20 protein-coding genes are annotated in these 17,188 nt (G+C 49.1%); 6 read left to right on the top strand and 14 right to left on the bottom strand.

Features of this window, described 5'->3' with window-relative positions; genetic code table 11:
* Positions 1-2: 2 nt before the first annotated feature.
* Entirely contained in the window at positions 3-1,205 is a 1,203-nt protein-coding gene (locus KIU71_RS10065) for a TonB-dependent receptor (RefSeq protein ID WP_214131156.1), read from the bottom strand.
* Entirely contained in the window at positions 1,202-1,672 is a 471-nt protein-coding gene (locus KIU71_RS10060) for a hypothetical protein (RefSeq protein WP_214131155.1), read from the bottom strand. Before KIU71_RS10060 ends, KIU71_RS10065 begins: the two co-directional genes overlap by 4 nt.
* An 80-nt stretch (positions 1,673-1,752) precedes the next feature.
* On the opposite strand from KIU71_RS10060, the gene KIU71_RS10055 reads away from it, so the two are divergent.
* Positions 1,753-3,051, top strand: coding sequence for a 3-deoxy-D-manno-octulosonic acid transferase (locus KIU71_RS10055; RefSeq protein WP_214131154.1), 1,299 nt, complete (start codon positions 1,753-1,755; stop codon positions 3,049-3,051).
* Here the strand turns inward: KIU71_RS10055 and KIU71_RS10050 are convergent.
* Positions 3,038-4,111 carry a glycosyltransferase family 9 protein gene (locus KIU71_RS10050; protein WP_250207430.1) on the bottom strand — a complete coding sequence of 358 codons (1,074 nt, stop codon included), beginning with the start codon at positions 4,109-4,111 and terminating at the stop codon, positions 3,038-3,040. The genes KIU71_RS10055 and KIU71_RS10050 overlap by 14 nt on opposite strands.
* A gap of 83 nt (positions 4,112-4,194) precedes the next feature.
* On the opposite strand from KIU71_RS10050, the gene KIU71_RS10045 reads away from it, so the two are divergent.
* On the top strand, positions 4,195-4,923 hold the full coding sequence (locus KIU71_RS10045; protein ID WP_214131153.1) for a 3-deoxy-D-manno-octulosonic acid kinase: 729 nt from the start codon (positions 4,195-4,197) through the stop codon (positions 4,921-4,923).
* A 67-nt stretch (positions 4,924-4,990) separates the two neighbouring features.
* Here KIU71_RS10045 and KIU71_RS10040 read toward each other — a convergent pair whose 3' ends face one another.
* From KIU71_RS10040 to KIU71_RS10030, 3 genes are read right to left on the bottom strand one after another with little or no spacing between them, the layout of a single operon-like run.
* The gene (locus KIU71_RS10040; protein ID WP_214131152.1) at positions 4,991-5,386 is read right to left on the bottom strand and encodes an adenylyltransferase/cytidyltransferase family protein; all 396 of its coding nucleotides are present in this window, start codon (positions 5,384-5,386) and stop codon (positions 4,991-4,993) included.
* A gap of 9 nt (positions 5,387-5,395) precedes the next feature.
* The gene (locus KIU71_RS10035; RefSeq protein WP_214131151.1) at positions 5,396-6,232 is read right to left on the bottom strand and encodes a glycosyltransferase family 2 protein; all 837 of its coding nucleotides are present in this window, start codon (positions 6,230-6,232) and stop codon (positions 5,396-5,398) included.
* 8 nt (positions 6,233-6,240) lie between these two features.
* Positions 6,241-7,785, bottom strand: a complete 1,545-nt coding sequence (locus KIU71_RS10030; protein ID WP_214131150.1) for a capsule assembly Wzi family protein — start codon at positions 7,783-7,785, stop codon at positions 6,241-6,243.
* Positions 7,786-7,903: 118 nt separating this feature from the next.
* On the opposite strand from KIU71_RS10030, the gene coaD reads away from it, so the two are divergent.
* Positions 7,904-8,422: a pantetheine-phosphate adenylyltransferase gene (coaD, locus tag KIU71_RS10025; RefSeq protein WP_214131149.1), complete on the top strand. Its 519-nt coding sequence runs from the start codon at positions 7,904-7,906 to the stop codon at positions 8,420-8,422.
* A gap of 17 nt (positions 8,423-8,439) precedes the next feature.
* On the opposite strand, the gene mutM is transcribed toward coaD, so the two are convergent.
* The 7 genes from mutM to radC all read right to left on the bottom strand — a co-directional run bounded on the left by mutM (position 8,440) and on the right by radC (position 12,761).
* The gene (gene mutM, locus KIU71_RS10020) at positions 8,440-9,252 is read right to left on the bottom strand and encodes a bifunctional DNA-formamidopyrimidine glycosylase/DNA-(apurinic or apyrimidinic site) lyase (RefSeq protein WP_214131148.1); all 813 of its coding nucleotides are present in this window, start codon (positions 9,250-9,252) and stop codon (positions 8,440-8,442) included.
* Between the two features lie 18 nt (positions 9,253-9,270).
* Positions 9,271-9,726 (bottom strand): hypothetical protein, encoded by a 456-nt coding sequence (locus tag KIU71_RS10015; protein ID WP_214131147.1) that lies wholly within the window; start codon positions 9,724-9,726, stop codon positions 9,271-9,273.
* Positions 9,727-9,823: 97 nt separating this feature from the next.
* Entirely contained in the window at positions 9,824-9,979 is a 156-nt protein-coding gene (gene rpmG, locus KIU71_RS10010) for a 50S ribosomal protein L33 (protein ID WP_010179093.1), read from the bottom strand.
* 11 nt (positions 9,980-9,990) lie between these two features.
* A complete protein-coding gene (rpmB, locus tag KIU71_RS10005; RefSeq protein ID WP_214131146.1) occupies positions 9,991-10,227 on the bottom strand; it encodes a 50S ribosomal protein L28 in 237 nt (78 codons plus the stop codon).
* Between the two features lie 184 nt (positions 10,228-10,411).
* Positions 10,412-11,218 carry a glycosyltransferase family 2 protein gene (locus KIU71_RS10000; RefSeq protein WP_214131145.1) on the bottom strand — a complete coding sequence of 269 codons (807 nt, stop codon included), beginning with the start codon at positions 11,216-11,218 and terminating at the stop codon, positions 10,412-10,414.
* Between the two features lie 23 nt (positions 11,219-11,241).
* Positions 11,242-11,976 (bottom strand): glycosyltransferase family 25 protein, encoded by a 735-nt coding sequence (locus tag KIU71_RS09995; protein ID WP_214131144.1) that lies wholly within the window; start codon positions 11,974-11,976, stop codon positions 11,242-11,244.
* 110 nt (positions 11,977-12,086) lie between these two features.
* Positions 12,087-12,761, bottom strand: a complete 675-nt coding sequence (radC, locus tag KIU71_RS09990; RefSeq protein WP_214131143.1) for a RadC family protein — start codon at positions 12,759-12,761, stop codon at positions 12,087-12,089.
* Between the two features lie 88 nt (positions 12,762-12,849).
* Here radC and coaBC point away from each other — a divergent pair, with 88 nt between their 5' ends.
* Both coaBC and slmA read left to right on the top strand, forming a co-directional pair.
* Positions 12,850-14,079 (top strand): bifunctional phosphopantothenoylcysteine decarboxylase/phosphopantothenate--cysteine ligase CoaBC, encoded by a 1,230-nt coding sequence (gene coaBC, locus KIU71_RS09985; protein WP_214131142.1) that lies wholly within the window; start codon positions 12,850-12,852, stop codon positions 14,077-14,079.
* A complete protein-coding gene (slmA, locus tag KIU71_RS09980; protein ID WP_214131141.1) occupies positions 14,079-14,669 on the top strand; it encodes a nucleoid occlusion factor SlmA in 591 nt (196 codons plus the stop codon). The genes coaBC and slmA overlap by 1 nt, the downstream gene beginning before the upstream one ends.
* A 44-nt stretch (positions 14,670-14,713) precedes the next feature.
* On the opposite strand, the gene KIU71_RS09975 is transcribed toward slmA, so the two are convergent.
* Entirely contained in the window at positions 14,714-16,411 is a 1,698-nt protein-coding gene (locus KIU71_RS09975; protein ID WP_214131140.1) for a M28 family metallopeptidase, read from the bottom strand.
* Positions 16,412-16,563: 152 nt separating this feature from the next.
* Here KIU71_RS09975 and KIU71_RS09970 point away from each other — a divergent pair, with 152 nt between their 5' ends.
* Positions 16,564-17,130 (top strand): TetR/AcrR family transcriptional regulator, encoded by a 567-nt coding sequence (locus KIU71_RS09970; protein WP_214131139.1) that lies wholly within the window; start codon positions 16,564-16,566, stop codon positions 17,128-17,130.
* Positions 17,131-17,188: the final 58 nt, after the last annotated feature.

Raw genomic sequence — 17,188 nt, 5'->3', positions numbered from 1 at the left:
AGTTAGAACCAATACATCAGTTGAATTGACCACATATTCCAATACTCCGACGGCGCACTCGCCCTATCGGGCACCAGCAATGGCGTAAGTCGACCTGCGCCGCGTACCCGATTGAATTCTGCCTGTATCGCCATGTCTTCACTGATTTGATAAGTCAGCCCCAGCGTTCCAGTATCCATAAAGCCAAAATAATTTGGCACTTGACCGCCGGTGAGCCTTGGTATCGATGCGCCGCTACGGTCTTTACGATTTTGATCATAGAGATCGAGGCGGAATAAAAGGTCCCAGCGCGGGGAAGGCATTAACGTGAGCTGCACGTACCCGCCTTCACCGGTAGCATCAGATACAAAGTCTTCGAACAATACGTTCCGATAAATAGCGCGCTCGCGCATAATTTCAGAGGTTAGCTCCCAGTACCGTGACTGGTATTGCGCAGCGATTGAAACACGCCTCACGGTAGCGTCTCCGTTCATAAATGGGTCAAGCTGTTGACCTGGTTCATAATCGAAGTCAGAGTCCAAGCCGTTGATACCGATGGTAAAATCAGAGTCTGGCGAGTGCCAGTACACACTGGCTTGGTGCACAAAATCCTGATTTATTTTACCTTTCGCACTCTCGCCCAAAAGTTGTTCAGTCCAATTGCGATCCACCGGTGAACTCCCATAGCTCCAATTCAGCTCCCAGTCGCCCAGAGACGTTGACGTATTCGCCCTGACCGCCACGCCATCGCTGCCCAGCGCGATATCCCGAAAACTATCAAAGTAAATAGACTGAGGGAGCATGTTACTGGGCCGCGTGTGAGGAACATCACGTGTTGCCGAATAGATCCAGTGATAGTTTTTGTATCGCCCCAGATGCACATTGACATTCCAGTCAGCGTTGCGCACTGCATGCCAGTCTAAAAAAAGGTAGTCAATCCGCACGCCCTCGGGATAACGATTACCATTATTCAGGTAAACAACTTGTCCATTAAGACTCACAGTATCACTGAATTGATAGCGTCCATTGAGCCCAATCTCAGTCAGCGCGAAGGACACATCTCCCTCATCATGCACAAAATTGCTGTTTGCTGCTCGCTGCACACCTTGCGCAATAAAGCCGTTGTAAGTAAAGTCCGCGCTGTTCTGTGCTGCACTCTCGTGGTGTGCAAGTGCAAGAATAAGTGCAGAGATGCCACTGAGTGTGAGTCTAATTCCGTGTCTCATTCGTTGGTGACCTCGATAATTTTAACGGCCTGATCCGGCGCGGAGGAGACGATATAACCAATTGCACCGGGTGTATTCGACACAAGTTTGAGCATATTCTGTGTTGAAGTTGCTATCATCGGTGGCGCTGACTGGCCTGAATAAATCAATTTGTTCCATTCGCGTTCAAGTTGATAGGGAAATAGTTTGAGTGTTTGCTTTAAGAACTGTGAATGTTTGTTGTTATCACTGGAAAAAACAATGAGTGAGATTGGCTCGCCGCTATCCCACGTGCGTTGCTTGAGCATGAAAATACGCCGCAACTGCCGTTCGCTTACCGAAGCCTGTGTTACAGCCGGATGTGCAATAACATAGGTATCCACTTGCTGTGCGCCGATTTCATAAGAAAACAACGTTAGCAACAAGCAAATAACTAAATGAAAAAATTTCAATACGGCTCCACCATGCTTAAGAGTATGTGTGTTCATCGATGGCCTAAGATCGACAGACTTTATCATCTTCTAACGGTATCATAACCAACAACTTGAGCGATCCTCTGTGAGCGACTTTGACTAAAACGATTCAATACCGATTCCTGCTTACTCTCTACGGTATGCTTTGGTACGCTATATTACCGGGCCTGTTGTTGATATTTTTAGCCCGATTGGCGTTACGCAAGTCAGGTTATAATAGCACTCGCTTGAGTCGTTTTTCGATTTTTTCTGCATCACTTAAACCATCGAACATAGTGTGGCACTGCGTATCAGTGGGCGAGGTTGTTGCTGTAGTGCCGTTGATCAAAAAACTGCTGGCTCGCCACCCACACCTGACCATCACCATAACAACAACAACAGCCACGGGCGCGGCGCAAGTGAAGCATCATTTTCAAGGCGAATGGGAAGCGCGCGTGCAGCACATGTATTTACCCTATGACTGTGGCTGGTTCATGCGACGACTGATCAGCCGTATTCAACCTGAATTGGTGATAGTGACTGAAGTCGAGATATGGCCTAACCTGATTAACGTCAGCACCGCGCGGCATGTCCCCACAGCGATAGTGAATGCGCGCATGACAACACGTTCTGCTGATGGGTATGCGAAACTTGGGCGGTTTTTTAGCGAAACGGTGCGACAATTTGCGTTCATCAGCTGCCAAAGTAAAGCGGACAAAATGGAATATTTGCGTTTAGGCGCTCGCCCTGACGGTGTCGTGATCAGCGGCAATGTGAAATTTGAATTGACGCCTGTTCAACCGAATGAGCTGCTACAGCAGCAACTTGATGCGTGGACTCAGCAAACCGACGGTATCATTGTCGCTGCTGGCAGCACGCATGAACCTGAAGAAACACTGTTACTGGATGCCGTGGATACTCTCACGGAGCCACCAGCACTGTTGTGTATCGCGCCCCGACACCCAGAAAGGTTTGACCCCGTTGAAAGCCTGCTTAAATCACGAGGTATCGCTTATACTCGGCTGTCGACAGGCCAGCCCGTCAATGCCCAGACGAGAGTACTACTGATTGATGCTATCGGCCAATTACACACGGTTTATCGTTGCGCTGACATCGCTTTTGTCGGTGGTAGCTTCGCACCGCGAGGCGGCCACAATGCGTTAGAGCCAGCACTCTATAGCACGCCGGTAGTGATGGGCCCCAGTCAATACAATAATCCGCAGATGTATCAACAACTCAGCGAGGCAGGCAATCTGGTCACGGTAGACAACCTGACAAGTTTGCAAAAACAATTGCAAGCGTGGGCGGCTAACCCGCAACGACGTGAAGCGGCGGGCAACGCAGGTAGTCAGGTGATCAGCCAAAATCGCGGCGCGTTGAATGCAAATGCTGCGCTGATATCTACTCTGCTGTAAACAGAGTTTCAAGCGCGCGAATAACATCGCTCACTTCAATGCGTTGCATGAGATCGTCTCCCTTGGCGCGCTTACCCCATGCCAAGGCACGCCAGTGTTTTCCATACTGCGCTTCGACAACCTGGTCATAAACTGAAACGACTCGGCTAATATCGTGATACGGCCCGGTTCGGCGCGGGTTGCTATGCGCGTATAAACCGACGACCGGCGTACCTACCGTAGTGGCCATGTGAGCTGGGCCTGTGTCGGGCGCTAACACGCAACGTGCATTAGCGAGTACAGCCAGCAATTGTTTTAAACTCGTTTTGCCGATGAGATTATGTGGAGATATTGAAGTTTGAGCACAAATGGCCTCACCCAAGCGTGTGTCCAGCGCCGCTGGAGATCCGCACAAGACAGTTCGAATTCCCTGATTATGCAAGTGATCGGCCACCGCTGCATATCGTTCAGGTAGCCAGCATCGTTCAGCCTTGGACGCCGCAGGGCATATTACTACGTAGTCACCCCATGCCTGGTTGAGAGTCTGTGCGTAAGCGATATCGTCTTCGGTGATTGGCATCTTCCACGTCACCGGATTTGGTGTCGGCACACCCACCGCTTGCGCAAACCCCATAAAACCCTCCAGCACGTGCGCATAAGGTTGCGGTGCAATTCGCCGATTGATGAAAAGGCTATGAAGCTCCTTACTTCGAGCGTGGTCGAACCCAAGGCGATAGCGAGCGTTGATTGACCGCGAAACCCAATTGGCGCGCAACGCGACTTGCATCATAAATAATACGTCAAAGCGTTTACCCGCCAGTCGATGCTTGAGCGCTTTGCGTGCAGTCGCGCCCTGCTTTTTATCAAATTCGACAAACTCAACGCCCGGCAAGCCCCTTAAAAATTGGTGTTCTATTTTTCCAATCACCCACGTGATTCGAACATCTGGCCGCGCCAATTGTATTGCCTGCACCATTGCAACAGCGTGGCAAACGTCACCAATGGCAGAAAGCCGCAGGATACATAATGTCGCATTTTCAGGGAGCGGAATGGGGTGTTCGACGGGTGAGGTTAAATTCAATGGTTCAAAATTCTTCGAAATAATGTGTGATATTTGATTACAATTGGCTTCAATACTCAAGCGCAAAAGAATCACAGCTGTTTATGCACCCGCTTTCCTACATCCAATTTGAGCAAACGCATGTGTGGTTTTATCCCGAGGCGCTGCGCCAACATCAGTTGTCAGAACCAACACCTCGATGGTTTGAACCTCATCATCTGCCGCACGAATTTACTATCACTGGCAGCGCCACAGGCCGGGGCACAACATGGTTTTTGGCGGTAAATAACACGCAGTTGGTGCTTCGTCACTATCAGCGCGGCGGTCTCATCTCACGGTTAAGTCGCGACACATTTATGTTATTTTCAATGCCGATGACGCGTCCAGTGCGCGAATTGCGTTTGCTGGCACAATTGCAGGATTGGCATCTGCCCGCGCCGCAACCTATTGCGGGGCGGGTAATACGCAATGGTCTTGTGTGGCGCGGCGATCTACTCACTGTTAAAATCCCCGGCGCCAGCGACGTCCATTCACTCCTATTGTCTCGATCTTTATCCATCATGGAGTGGCGACATATTGGTGCCACCATTCGCCGTTTTCATAATCGCCAGGTGTTTCATCATGATTTAAACATTCACAACATCATGCTGGATGATGAGGGTCAGGCATGGCTGATTGATTTTGATAAATGTGGAGTGCGCAACGGGCAGCGATGGAAAAAAGCAAACCTTGCACGATTGAAGCGCTCACTGGATAAGGAAAGCGTCTGCAATCCAAACTATCACTTCACAAGTGACAACTGGCAAGCGATCCTTGATGGGTATGGGCGTTAGCCACGTTCAAGTAAACTGAGCTTTAGATAAGAAAATCTGCAAGATTTTGAATTTTGGTTAAAGTGAGTTATTTCACTTCTCGGATGATTTCGATAATTTCAGTAGTCGACACTGACGGCGTGCGTGGTAGGTAAATCACTTTACACAGATTGGCCAAATGATCGAACTTACCTTGCCAGTCATCCCCCATCACCAAAACATCAGCGCCATGCGATCGAATATACTCTGATTTACGCTGCAAAGATTCCTCAACAAATACGGCATCGACACAGCGCAGAGCCTGAATGATTTCAATGCGATTATCCAAGCTGTAAATCGGATTTCGGCCTTTTTTGTCGAGATTGAGCTGATCGGATGATACGCCCACAGTGAGATGATCCCCTTGCGCTTTGGCGCGAGCGAGCAGGCGAATATGGCCAACGTGACAGACATCGAATGTGCCAAAGGTAATCACTTTTTTCATACTGACGCCTTAATGATCAGGGGCTTGGCTGTTCGATGAAGTTTTTTCACTGCGACTCAGAGCCTGCTCCATCAGTTTGGCCTCTTTTAAAAATGCATACTGCGCATTTAACGTGGCGAGGATAAAACCGCGCCGTCCAAACAAAAATAACCGCTGCACACAATACTGTCGAATAAATTCTAACGGCAGGATCAGCACAAGCTTTAGTAATGAAGGCTGCTTACTGCCAGCCCACTTTTCTTTCGCACGAAGCGACGAATAGCAATTAAGTTTAGCCACTAACTGCTCTATTTCATTGTATCCATAATGGTAGAACGCCGCATCGCTTTTCACCTCACACCCATTGACCTGAGCAGTTTCGTGTACTTTTTGCTGCGTGTTAAATTGCGCTTTGTCAGTGCGATACAATCGACAGTTATTGGGTAGGCGGGTTTTAACCGGCGGCAGTGCATCAATAAAAAAATCGCGACGCTTGAAACGCACAGCGTCCACATCAGGCCGATTGACCAAGACCGCCATTTCGCTGATCATCTCCTTTGTGGGAAGTTCGTCAGCATCCAGATTGAGCGCCCATGGCTGCGAGCATTGCATAAAAGCGATTTGTTTTTGAGCCGCGAACCCGAGCCATTGCTGGTGAATAACGCGCGCACCAAAACGCTGAGCGATATTCACGGTATCATCGGTGCTGCCACTGTCGACCACAATGACTTCGCGAAAGCGTGTTAACGCAGGAAGTAAACGCGATAAATTGTGTGCCTCATTCTTGGTAATGATGAACACACTGATCGGCAGAGTTTCTGCTCCAGACGTATCGGCATTGTTGGTTTCAACGGGATGAGCTGACATTCTCGTGCCTAATAATTCAATGCATAACGCAAATGCACATATCCAGTAACATCTGTTTGCGTGTCTGTGCTTGGAAATTCACGGTGTGACAAGGTTGCCCCCAACTTTATCTGCCAATCACCTTGAATGGTTTGGTAATACCCAGATGCGTACCACAAGTCTTCCTGAGGCTGCTCGGTCAATACCGGTGATGGTTTTTGCCCATCCGAATTTAACTCAACATAGCTTACACTTAACGACACGTTATCATTATTGGCGCGTTGCCAAAGTGTGCCTAAGGTCACTTGTTTAGCATCGCTGTCAAATGTGCTCCCGATAGCGCGGTTGTAGCGTCGATAGCCTGACGAATAAATGTTGTTCTCATAAAAACAATTCGTGGCCGTGTTGCCATCACCGTTGCACGCAATATTGGTGTCGCTGGTTTCAATAAAGACTTTCGCGCCGAACAAGTACGTTGAGAGCCCAAACAGATTTGCATTATCGGTCACGCGATAACCATCAACGGCGTCTTCGCCAATGCGCTGTGCATACACAGACACCGGTCGATTGAATAGGTTTAGCGTGTACTTCAGGTCAAAGCCTGCAATGTGGTTGCCTTTGGTGGTATTTAACGAAGGATCGCACTCACTCAGTCCGTTCACGCATTCATTGCGAAACGTCAACACGTCAATAAAGTCCGAAAACCCGTCAGGCTGGCCTTCACCGCCCCACATGGCTGCCCACGAGGCTCCTAATTCTAGCCCTTTAAATGGTTTAAGCGTGAACCGCGTTTTCCACAAGCGCGCTTTGGGTACATCTCTGTCATGCTCCATCTGACCTAACTGCGCCGTAAAGTACCAAGGACCCAACCAGCGTAGCCAAGGATGCTCTGATGCGGTTGCCGTGCCGCGAGAAAGCGCAATGGAAGGTACAGGCCGTGCATTATTCGATAAGATTAAGCTACTGCCCTGAGCAGGGCCCCACCATTGATCCATGGCGCTGGCTGACAATACCCAACCAGCGTACTGGTAAGCGAGGTAGCTTTGGTCAAAATGCGTATCGCCACCACTTTCTAAATTCAGCGCCAACTGAGCGGACCAATTTCCAGCCGTGTACGAGGTGAGTTTTGTGACCCTGGCTGAAGGTGCCTGCTCACCATCAAAACGGGTTAAACGACTGGGATCAGTAGCCGCATAAACATCCAAAAAGCTCTGCATACCTGCTCGAGATTGCCGCTTAAGATAATGTTGCAGCCGTGTCGCCGCCAGCCTCGCAGGCACAGGCAGCGTTGCGACATCAACATCAGCTAATTGGTCTGCGATACCACGCCACGGCACTGGGTAGCTCGTAACCGACGCGTCGACAACAGCATATTCAGTCAATGTGACGAGATCGTGATGAAGCTGTGGATCAAGCGCACCAATCCACGGTGTGGCAAATGCGCCAACGCACGTTGAGTACAACGCACATGAGAGAATTAAACGCTTAAATCGCACTGACTTTTCCGTTTCTGCAACTAAAACCGAATAGTAGCGAAAATGCCAGATTAGCACTAGAGGATGTTTATCTTTCATTCCATGCCACCGGTGACCGGAACAGACTAAGCCCTGTTGTGACAATCAGCGAATACATTGCATCAGTATTCGATTCAGGTTAGTGTCTGGCGAGTTCGGAACCAGCTAATATAACTGTATGCACACTAAAGCTATTTATCCAGGTACCTTCGATCCTATCACGAACGGCCATGCCGACTTAATCGAGCGGGCAGCTGAAATGTTTTCCAGCGTCATTGTTGGTATTGCTGCGAATCCGAGTAAAAAGCCGCTATTTAGCTTGGAAGAGCGAGTAAAACTTATCAGTGATATCACCATGCACCTTGATAACGTTCAGGTGATGGGCTTCACCGGCCTTCTCGCCGACTTTGCTGATCAGCAACAAGCCACTATCTTGATCCGTGGGCTAAGAGCGGTATCTGATTTCGAATACGAATTTCAGTTGGCCAATATGAACCGACGCTTGAATCCTAAGCTTGAAAGTGTGTTTTTGACGCCCGCTGAAGAGAACTCTTTTATTTCCTCCACACTGGTCAAAGAAGTTGCCTTGCACCGAGGGGATGTCAGTGAATTCTGTCACCCCGTAGTGCAACACGCGTTGCACGAGCGTTTGCACGGAGGCAATCAGGGCAAGCAGTTAGACGAAATACAATATTAAACGCGATTGTCCGATGGCTAGCGTTGGCAATCCGGGCAGTAAAAAGAATTTCGCTGCCCAATCACCACACTTTTTATGGCTGCCCCACATTTCTCGCAAGGCGCGCCAGCGCGACCATAAACGCGCAGATGTTGACTGAAATAGCCAGGCTTCCCATCTGCTTGAGTAAAGTCTTTTAGTGTCGTCCCACCTTGTTTAATCGCTGCGGCCAAGACATTACGGATATGCTTGGTAAGCACTGTGTAGCGCTCTCGACTGATTTTACCGGCAGCGCGACGCGGATCTATCCCACTTAGAAACAGCGCTTCATTTGCATAGATATTACCCACACCGACGACGGTCTGATTGGCCATTATGAAGTTCTTGACCGCCACCTGTTTTCCTCGCGACAACGTATACAAGCGTTGGTCATCAAAGTCTTCGGTGAGCGGCTCGGGCCCTAAGTTGCACAACAGTGGCATCGGCGGCGCATCCAGCGGCTGCCACAGGCACGCGCCAAACCGGCGGGCGTCATTTAAACGCAGGCATTGGCCTGAACTGACCACAATATCAATATGGTCATGCTTCAATGGCGCAAGCGCCTTGTCGACCACCCGCAATCTGCCTGACATGCCCAAATGCAGCACGATACTACCAACATCGGTGTTCAGAAAAAGGTATTTTGCTCGTCGCTTGATGGTGTTGATGGTGTGTCCAACAGCGTGTTGTATCGCCTCTGGTACCGGCCAGCGCAGTTGAGGATTGCGTACAAGGATTGCCTCAATTCGTTTGCCCTCCAGATGCGGAGAAATCCCTAAACGGCTCACTTCAACTTCAGGTAATTCAGGCATAGTTACATCCCATCGAGGTTAAAAAACAAGCGCTTCATAATCAACATTATCAACACGGTATACGCTGTTGGCGATGCGGACCCATGCCGACGACGGGTGTGATGCTTTCGGCACGTTGAACAATTCGATTGTGACTGGCTCAGCATAGCCTGCCAACCAGATACTGGCGTTGACCGAGGCTGAAAAGTCAGCCAATTCAGCAGCCGGCGTCAGCCGCGCAGCATGCCAGCGTTCAACGATACGTGCAGCATCGGCATCCGTATATTGACCGCCGCGAATGCGCCAGTCTGTACCCACGCGCTGCAGCGAATGCGTGCCAATATCCACCCTTAACAGCATGTCGTGTTCTGCGATCAGCCGGGTTGCGGCTGCGCTAGGTGGCTTGGGTAGCCACTTATCCATATTGAACAACATGATCATGGCTAACATGGCAAAAATAACCAGATTATTGATCGCGCGGGTTGATAGTTTCATGGGCACAGAATGGCTTAATTAATAGGCGTGTTACCATCATAACGCAAAAAAACCCGGACGATGCCGGGCTTTCATTAGGAGACAAAAAATTAAGGAATTACTTAATTTTAGCTTCCTTGAACATGACATGCTGGCGAATTTTAGGATCAAATTTCTTGATCTCCATTTTGCCTGGCATGTTGCGTTTGTTCTTATCAGTGGTGTAGTAGAAACCGGTACCCGCTGTAGACACTAACTTGATTTTATCACGCATGATTCAGTTCCTTAGATTTTCTCACCACGAGCACGGATGTCAGTCAGTACTGAATCAATACCCTTTTTATCGATGATACGCATGCCTTTCGGCGTAAGGCGTAATTTAACGAAACGATTTTCGCTTTCAACCCAAAAACGGTGGGTTTGTAAGTTTGGCAAAAAACGACGACGAGTCGCATTGCGCGCGTGTGAACGGTTATTACCTACCGCTGGACGCTTTCCTGTCACTTGACATACTTTTGACATTTTTGTCTCCAGAACAACGATTTACTATGTTGTTGCTCTCGTAACTCACGCCACGTACGAACAACTAACCTACAATTAAGAGGGCGCATGTTATACAGCAAATACCCCTCATGATCAACTTTAATTGCGATCGATCATGCGATCTTTTTGCACAATTCGCTGCTCTTTTTGGCATTTAGCGGGACTACTTTAACCCAAATGCGGTTTTCTTCAGCTTATTTTTCTTAGTAAAACGTCTAATCTGACGATTTTTCTCGCGCATTTCGTCTGTTACATACCCTCTGGCATGGTCAAGGTGCAAGCAAACTGCGGAATAGCGCAATTGCTTTGATTTTATACCTCGATTGAATAAACGTTCACCCAATTCTCGGTCCTCACCACCGTATTGCATCCTTTCATCGAAGCCGTTCGCAGCCAAGATATCGCTGAGCCAACCTGATGCATTATGGCCGTTCCAGGTTGCTCCGGCAGGGGTGATTTTATTGTACAGGGCGGCTCGCCAACCCGTTGCCGTTAACTTCATGGTTTTATAGGTTGGTTTTAGCCCATGCTCATAGAGCCATTGTGTCGTAAAAGCGACGCCACTCTCAATGTGCTCAGGTTGGATCGCTTTGCTGGTGGTCAGGGGTAACTTAAAATAGCCGCCGGATAGAAAGTAGCCTGGCTCGCGATAGTGCATATGCTGAGCGAGAAAGTCGTTACGCAATACGCAGTCGCCGTCGGTAAAAACCACATAATCTGACCCCACCTGCCGCAACGCTTTATTCAGTATGCGTGTTTTCTGAAACCCTTCGTCGGGTTGCCAGACGTGCTGGATTTTAATGGGAGATTGTTGCTGAAACCACGCGATTGCTTCTGCCGTTTCAGCACTTGAGCCATCGTCGGCAATAATAACCTCAAATGCCTGAAAGGTTTGAAAGTGTAAACTCCATAGTGTTTTGAGCATCCATTGCGGCGAATTGTAGGTCGAAAAAATAATCGATAGCTGCATGGGTTTTATTCTTCTTATGTGTGTTATCGCGCAAGGCGGCGCTTATTTTCACTGCGGTTACGCCAGTAAAAACGCCACTGGTTTTTCCATTTCAGCCACCGGTCTACCGGCGCCGTATTTCGCTGCTTGACGGAGTTTATTGTACTGGGTAATGCATCATTTGGTATACCAAGGTAGGGCAACAAACCGAACAGTCGCAAGTCTTTTTCCCACCAGTGCTGCAAATCAATGTCAACAGGACGCGCAATGGAAACGCTGTTTGCGAGCAGTTTCCTCGCCCCGTCCAAACTCACCGCTTGCGCACAGGTGCGGGCGGGTGTTTTGGCGTAAACCACCCGCTGGTGACCCTGCCAGTCGCTTACGTGGATCACTTGTCGGGTGCGTGAATGCCCTGCGAGTTTAATATAGTCCCAGTCATTTGGCATACTTTCCAAAACCGTGAGGTATTGCCGTAAGTCTCCGGTCAGTGTGATGTCGTCTTCCAGAACAATCGCAAAATCCAGTTGATTATCAACAATTGATTGCCAAGCGCGGCGGTGACTCAAGTAACAGCCAATTTCACCTGCATTCAGTGGTTTATGATAATGCCCACCCTGACCATCATAAACAGCCGCTATATCAGCTTGTGACAACGACTTACCGTCCACTGCGTCTATCCGCGTAAATGCCATATTCTGGCGGTCAAACTGTTGCTGCAACTGCGCTAGCCGATCGGAAGAACGCTTAAGATTGATAACCATATAGGCGTGTGTTGTCATTCAGTAACGGGTTCCCGTAGAGCACAATGTGACCGTAGCGGCCTTTCTAAGGGCTTATGGTAGCGGATGAACTCAGCTGTGCGCAAACGTAAACCTGTAATACACCGACGTTACAATAACCCGCGTTCTGCAAATGACACCGTCGTCGCCCCACCAACCACAAAATGATCGAGAACACGTATGTCTATGATGTGCATCGCATTGCGGATTTGTTCGGTGATGGCAATGTCAGCCTGGCTTGGCTCGGCAACGCCGGAAGGGTGGTTGTGCACCAGAATCACCGCGGCGGCATTATCCTCCAACGCTTGCTTAACCAGCTCGCGAGGGTACACGGCGGCGCTGTTAATGGTGCCGAAAAACATTTTTCTAAACGCAATCAACTGGTGCTGACTATCCAGCATGAGGAGTGCGAACACCTCTTGAGTCAAGAATCGCATCTGTTGTTGGACGTAGCGTTTTGCTGCATCCACACTGGTGAACACATCTTGGCGTTTAAGTTGGTACTCTGTGCAGCGATTGGCGAGTTCCATCGCACAAACCAACTGTGCATATTTTGCTAAACCAATACCCGGCTGCGCGATCATCCGTTGTTTTTTAGCGCTCACAAACTGACCTAAGTCACCAAATTGATTCAGTATATCTCGTGCAAGATCAATGGCGCTTTTACCTTGAACTCCGGTACGCAAAAACACCGCCAAAATCTCTGCATCACTGAGCGATTCGGCGCCAGTCAGCAACAGTTTTTCACGAGGCCTTTCTGACTTAGGCCAATCAGTGATTTTCATTAGCACCGTCCCTTGCTACTATTTCGATTATCCAATATAAACCATGTGGTTGGGTTGTGGCAGCGTCCATAAGGCCAGTTTAGCGTTCATGCAATTGAAAAATAAAAAGATTTTACTTGGAGTGACTGGTGGAATAGCGGCCTACAAAGCGCCTGATCTGGTGCGAAAACTGGTCGCACAGGGCGCTTCGGTTCGTGTGGTATTGACCGATTCAGCCCTTGAGTTTGTTAGCCCACTAGCCCTGCAAGCGGTGTCGGGTAATCCCGTGCATCATGCGTTGCTCGATCCATCGGCAGAAGCGGCTATGGGCCACATTGAACTGGCTAAATGGGCAGATATACTGCTCATCGCACCAGCAACTGCCAATTGTTTAGCCAGGTTAGCCCACGGTCTAGCGGATGATCTACTTAGCACGCTCTATTTGGCCACCACTGCGGATGTGTTTGTGGCACCCGCAATGAATCAACAAATGTGGGCTGCACCAGCGACGCAGGCTAACTTACATGTACTCAAACAGCGTCACATTCAGTTTTTAGGCCCTGCGGCCGGTGAACAAGCGTGCGGAGACGTGGGTGCTGGCCGAATGGTTGAGCCTATCGACATCGCAACGGCCATCGCTAACGCTTACTCACATCCACAAGATCAACAGCTACTGTTAAATAAGCGGGTCTTGATTACCGCTGGCCCGACACGCGAGGCGCTTGATCCCGTACGTTACCTAAGTAATCACAGCAGTGGCAAGATGGGTTATGCCATTGCCGCCGCTGCGGTGAAGGCGGGCGCTAAGGTCACCTTAGTGAGCGGCCCAACGAACCTTGAAACGCCACCCGATGTTCATCGATTAACCTGCAGTAGTGCGGCAGACATGCACGCGCTGGTGATGTCTCATGTGGCAGATTGCGACATTTTTGTCGCTACTGCGGCGGTTGCCGATTATCGTGCTGAACACGAATCATCTGAAAAAATTAAAAAAACTGACGATAAGCTCACGCTAACGCTGGTAAAAAACCCCGATATTCTGAAAGATGTTGCCGCACTCGAACCGGCGCCCTTCACCGTTGGCTTTGCTGCCGAAACGCAGAATGTAGAGGCGTACGCCACCAAAAAGCTGCAGTCAAAAAAATTAGATATGATCGCTGCAAACGATGTCTCGGATGCCGATATAGGTTTCAACAGCGATAACAACGCACTATTGTTGTTGTGGTCGGATGGCCGTGAAAGTTTACCGCGAGCTCCAAAGTTTGAACTTGCTAATCAATTAATTGGTGCTGTCGCAAGGCAGTATGATAAAAAACATAATGCGCATGGAACTGATTAATGCCAGCCACTAAAAAACCCAATCGTCGAGCACAAATATTGCAATGTCTGGCTGGAATGCTGGAAACCAATCCGGGCCAACGTATCACTACTGCCAAGTTAGCTGAAAAGGTGGGCGTGTCTGAAGCGGCGCTCTATCGCCACTTTCCCAGCAAAGCGCGTATGTTTGAAGGTCTGATTGAATTTATTGAAGAGACCCTGTTTTCAAGGATCAACAAGATTGTTAGTGAAGAGAAGGATGCGGTGCAGCGCTGTCAGCTCATATTGCATCTGATTTTAGGCTTCGCAGAAAAAAACCCGGGCATTACCCGTATACTGAATGGTGATGCCTTGTTGGGTGAACAAGAGCGCTTACGCGCGCGTATCGCAAAGCTGTTTGAACGCCTTGAAACTCAGCTTAAACAGGTTCTACGCGAGCGCAAACTGCGCGAAGGGAAAGCGCTGCCCGCGGACGAAGGCATCATCGCCAATATGTTAGTGTGTTATGCGGATGGCCGGATAAACCTGTTTATTCGTAGTGAGTTCACCCGCAAACCGACGGAAGACTTTGCGGCACAGTGGCAGTTTATAAAGTCTCGATTTTTTATGTAGGACGCTAGCTTTGCGCAGATGCAAAGCTAGCCTTACACGCTGACTTATTCCGGCGCAAAAGTGTCGCCAAAAAAGTCACCTTCATTCCAGCGCGTGCGCTCCGCCTGATTGGCTAACGTCAACCCTATCTGTACATTCACGGCGGTAAATTTAGTCGCAGCTTGCCAATTAAAGTCCTGATTCAGGTCGTCGGAGGGCTTGTGATAGTGGGTCGAAATAAAATGCCCAAACACCTCACTGCCATCAACGTCGGGATCAGACGCTTTTAAGCCCGGCACCAAAAATACGGCAGGTACGCCCTGTTTTACGAAGCTGTAGTGGTCAGAGCGCGTAAATAGTGCTTGCTCCGGCCATGGGTCTGGGCTGAGTTCTATACCAACTTTCTGCGCGGCGTCGTCCACAGAGGCTTGCATATCACTGTGGTTTGCACCAAATGCGATGACGTCGGCGAATTCATAAGTTAATATCGGCATATCCAGATTCACGTTGGCGACCATGCTACCTTTGGGCACTGTTGGGTTGCGCGCGTAATAATCTGCGCCTAATAAACCTTTTTCCTCACCGGTCACCGCAACGAATAAGATTGAACGCTTAGGTTTAGTGTCCATCTGACTAAACAGCCGCGCTGTTTCGAGCATCACAGATGTGCCTGAAGCGTTATCCATAGCGCCATTGTTGATTTTGTCTTTTTTTACTGTTTTAGCAAAACCGATATGGTCGCTGTGCGCCGAATACACTACATACTCATTTTTTAACTCAGGATCAGACCCTTCAAGTATGGCTGCCACATTGGGACTGGTGATGGTTTTGTGCTCACTTTCACGACTCAATGCCACGGTGTAAGGCAGATCAAACCCAGCTGGCGAGCCATCGCTTTCCAGTTCAGTGTATATGTCGTCTAGAGAACGCTGCGCGCCCTCAAACAGTAATTCTGCTGAATCCATGGGTAGATAAGCGCTGCCAATCAGCGATTTTTGCACGTTCGCAGGTTCACCATTCTCTTTCAACCAACGCATGGCTGGCGTGTGTAAATAATTGAGCGAGTTTTGATAAGGACGCACTTTCTCAGATTGAGGTGTAACGATGGTGATCATGCCCACAGCGCCGTTCTGTGCAGCATAGCGTTGCTTTTGGCTGCCCGACGCAAAGTGCGCGCCTTCTTCTGACGGAAAGTGTTGTGGTTTGCCTGATAGCGCAACCACAATCTTACCGTCGACATCAAGCCCCGCGTAGTCATCATGTTCCAGCAGGGGCGCCGTGATGCCGTAACCAACGAATATCAATTTGGCTTCCACATTGCTTTCTGTCGAAATCAGATCAGGACCCATGATAAATTGCTTTGGATAATCCAGCGTTTGGCTGCCTTCTGGGCCTATGATCGCCATTTTCGGCGATTCCTGAACCAATGTGGCGTGGCGGAATTCAACACGTTGCATGTAGGCGCTCATACCTTGAGCTTGCGCGTCTGTTCCCGCTGGCGTTAAACCATATTTAGCCAGTTCGGTGGCAATGTATAACGACGCAATTTCGTGGCCTCGAGAACCCGTTTCCCGCCCTTCAAGTAAGTCATCCGCGAGAAAATGCAAATGCGCTTTAATCCGATCTGCATCTGGCGTGAGAGCTTCTGGTGATACCTCTTCTGTGGCCCAGCTGAGGCTACTAGCTGCTGCGAGCAAGCTTAGGGTAAGAATGCCGCGTGTCAGTTGCTTGACGAAATGATGAGTCGATACGGTTGTAATCATGGTGCCTGCTTAGCGTATAAAACATTGCGCGCAGTTTACCTGATCCACCTGAGCGATGGTATGCCGCTAAACGTATAAATCTGTGCGGCAAACTTGACATAGCGACAAATCCACTTAGGCTAAAGAATAATAATTCTTTAAAAGGAACCGACATGCCACGTGCGCCAATGTACGACGTCGACGAGGTCATGGAGCAAGCGATTGATGTGTTTCTAGAGCACGGATTTCATGGCACCGTCATGGATGAAATTATCGCACGGACCGATTTCAATCGTCGCGGCTTTTATTTGGAGTTTGGAAGTAAGCAGGCTTTTTTATACCGGGTTATTCAGTTCTACATCGACACGCAATTGCAGCGTGTTATTGCTGCACTCGAGTCTGATTCTGGTGTGCAGGCCATTGATGACTTCTTTTCACGCTATCTAGCGTTGATTGGTGGGCGGGGTTGTTTGCTAATCAACTGCGTCGCTGAATTGGGATTTGACGATCCTACTATTCGCGATATGGGAAGACACTATATTGACCGCTTGCAAATTGACTTTATTGCCTGTGTCGAACAGGCAGTTAATCATCATGAGTTGCGACCTGAGACGAATATTGAAGCGATTGCTCTGCAACTGACCAGTTATGTACAAGGGTTCGCTATTAACGCCATTTTGGCGCAAGACGCTGACGAGTTGAAACTAGCGACGCAAACGCTGTTGCGCGGCAATCGATGAATCAGGATCCAATCCATCGCCCCTGTTCTAGCGTATAGTCAAACCTCACGGTTTTTTG

The sequence above is a fragment of the Alteromonas oceanisediminis genome, from assembly GCF_018474025.1.
Classification (GTDB): domain Bacteria; phylum Pseudomonadota; class Gammaproteobacteria; order Enterobacterales; family Alteromonadaceae; genus Alteromonas_E; species Alteromonas_E oceanisediminis.
This window is presented reverse-complemented; position numbering and strand designations above follow the sequence as displayed.

Bases quoted from the DNA above. Each gene is read 5' to 3' on its own strand.
- KIU71_RS10065 (WP_214131156.1), bottom strand. From the start codon at position 1,205: ATGAGACACGGAATTAGACTCACACTCAGTGGCATCTCTGCACTTATT.
- KIU71_RS10060 (WP_214131155.1), bottom strand. From the start codon at position 1,672: ATGAACACACATACTCTTAAGCATGGTGGAGCCGTATTGAAATTTTTT.
- KIU71_RS10045 (WP_214131153.1), top strand. From the start codon at position 4,195: ATGCACCCGCTTTCCTACATCCAATTTGAGCAAACGCATGTGTGGTTT.
- KIU71_RS10040 (WP_214131152.1), bottom strand. From the start codon at position 5,386: ATGAAAAAAGTGATTACCTTTGGCACATTCGATGTCTGTCACGTTGGC.
- KIU71_RS10035 (WP_214131151.1), bottom strand. From the start codon at position 6,232: ATGTCAGCTCATCCCGTTGAAACCAACAATGCCGATACGTCTGGAGCA.
- KIU71_RS10030 (WP_214131150.1), bottom strand. From the start codon at position 7,785: ATGAAAGATAAACATCCTCTAGTGCTAATCTGGCATTTTCGCTACTAT.
- coaD (WP_214131149.1), top strand. From the start codon at position 7,904: ATGCACACTAAAGCTATTTATCCAGGTACCTTCGATCCTATCACGAAC.
- mutM (WP_214131148.1), bottom strand. From the start codon at position 9,252: ATGCCTGAATTACCTGAAGTTGAAGTGAGCCGTTTAGGGATTTCTCCG.
- KIU71_RS10015 (WP_214131147.1), bottom strand. From the start codon at position 9,726: ATGAAACTATCAACCCGCGCGATCAATAATCTGGTTATTTTTGCCATG.
- rpmG (WP_010179093.1), bottom strand. From the start codon at position 9,979: ATGCGTGATAAAATCAAGTTAGTGTCTACAGCGGGTACCGGTTTCTAC.
- rpmB (WP_214131146.1), bottom strand. From the start codon at position 10,227: ATGTCAAAAGTATGTCAAGTGACAGGAAAGCGTCCAGCGGTAGGTAAT.
- KIU71_RS10000 (WP_214131145.1), bottom strand. From the start codon at position 11,218: ATGCAGCTATCGATTATTTTTTCGACCTACAATTCGCCGCAATGGATG.
- KIU71_RS09995 (WP_214131144.1), bottom strand. From the start codon at position 11,976: ATGACAACACACGCCTATATGGTTATCAATCTTAAGCGTTCTTCCGAT.
- radC (WP_214131143.1), bottom strand. From the start codon at position 12,761: ATGAAAATCACTGATTGGCCTAAGTCAGAAAGGCCTCGTGAAAAACTG.
- coaBC (WP_214131142.1), top strand. From the start codon at position 12,850: ATGCAATTGAAAAATAAAAAGATTTTACTTGGAGTGACTGGTGGAATA.
- slmA (WP_214131141.1), top strand. From the start codon at position 14,079: ATGCCAGCCACTAAAAAACCCAATCGTCGAGCACAAATATTGCAATGT.
- KIU71_RS09975 (WP_214131140.1), bottom strand. From the start codon at position 16,411: ATGATTACAACCGTATCGACTCATCATTTCGTCAAGCAACTGACACGC.
- KIU71_RS09970 (WP_214131139.1), top strand. From the start codon at position 16,564: ATGCCACGTGCGCCAATGTACGACGTCGACGAGGTCATGGAGCAAGCG.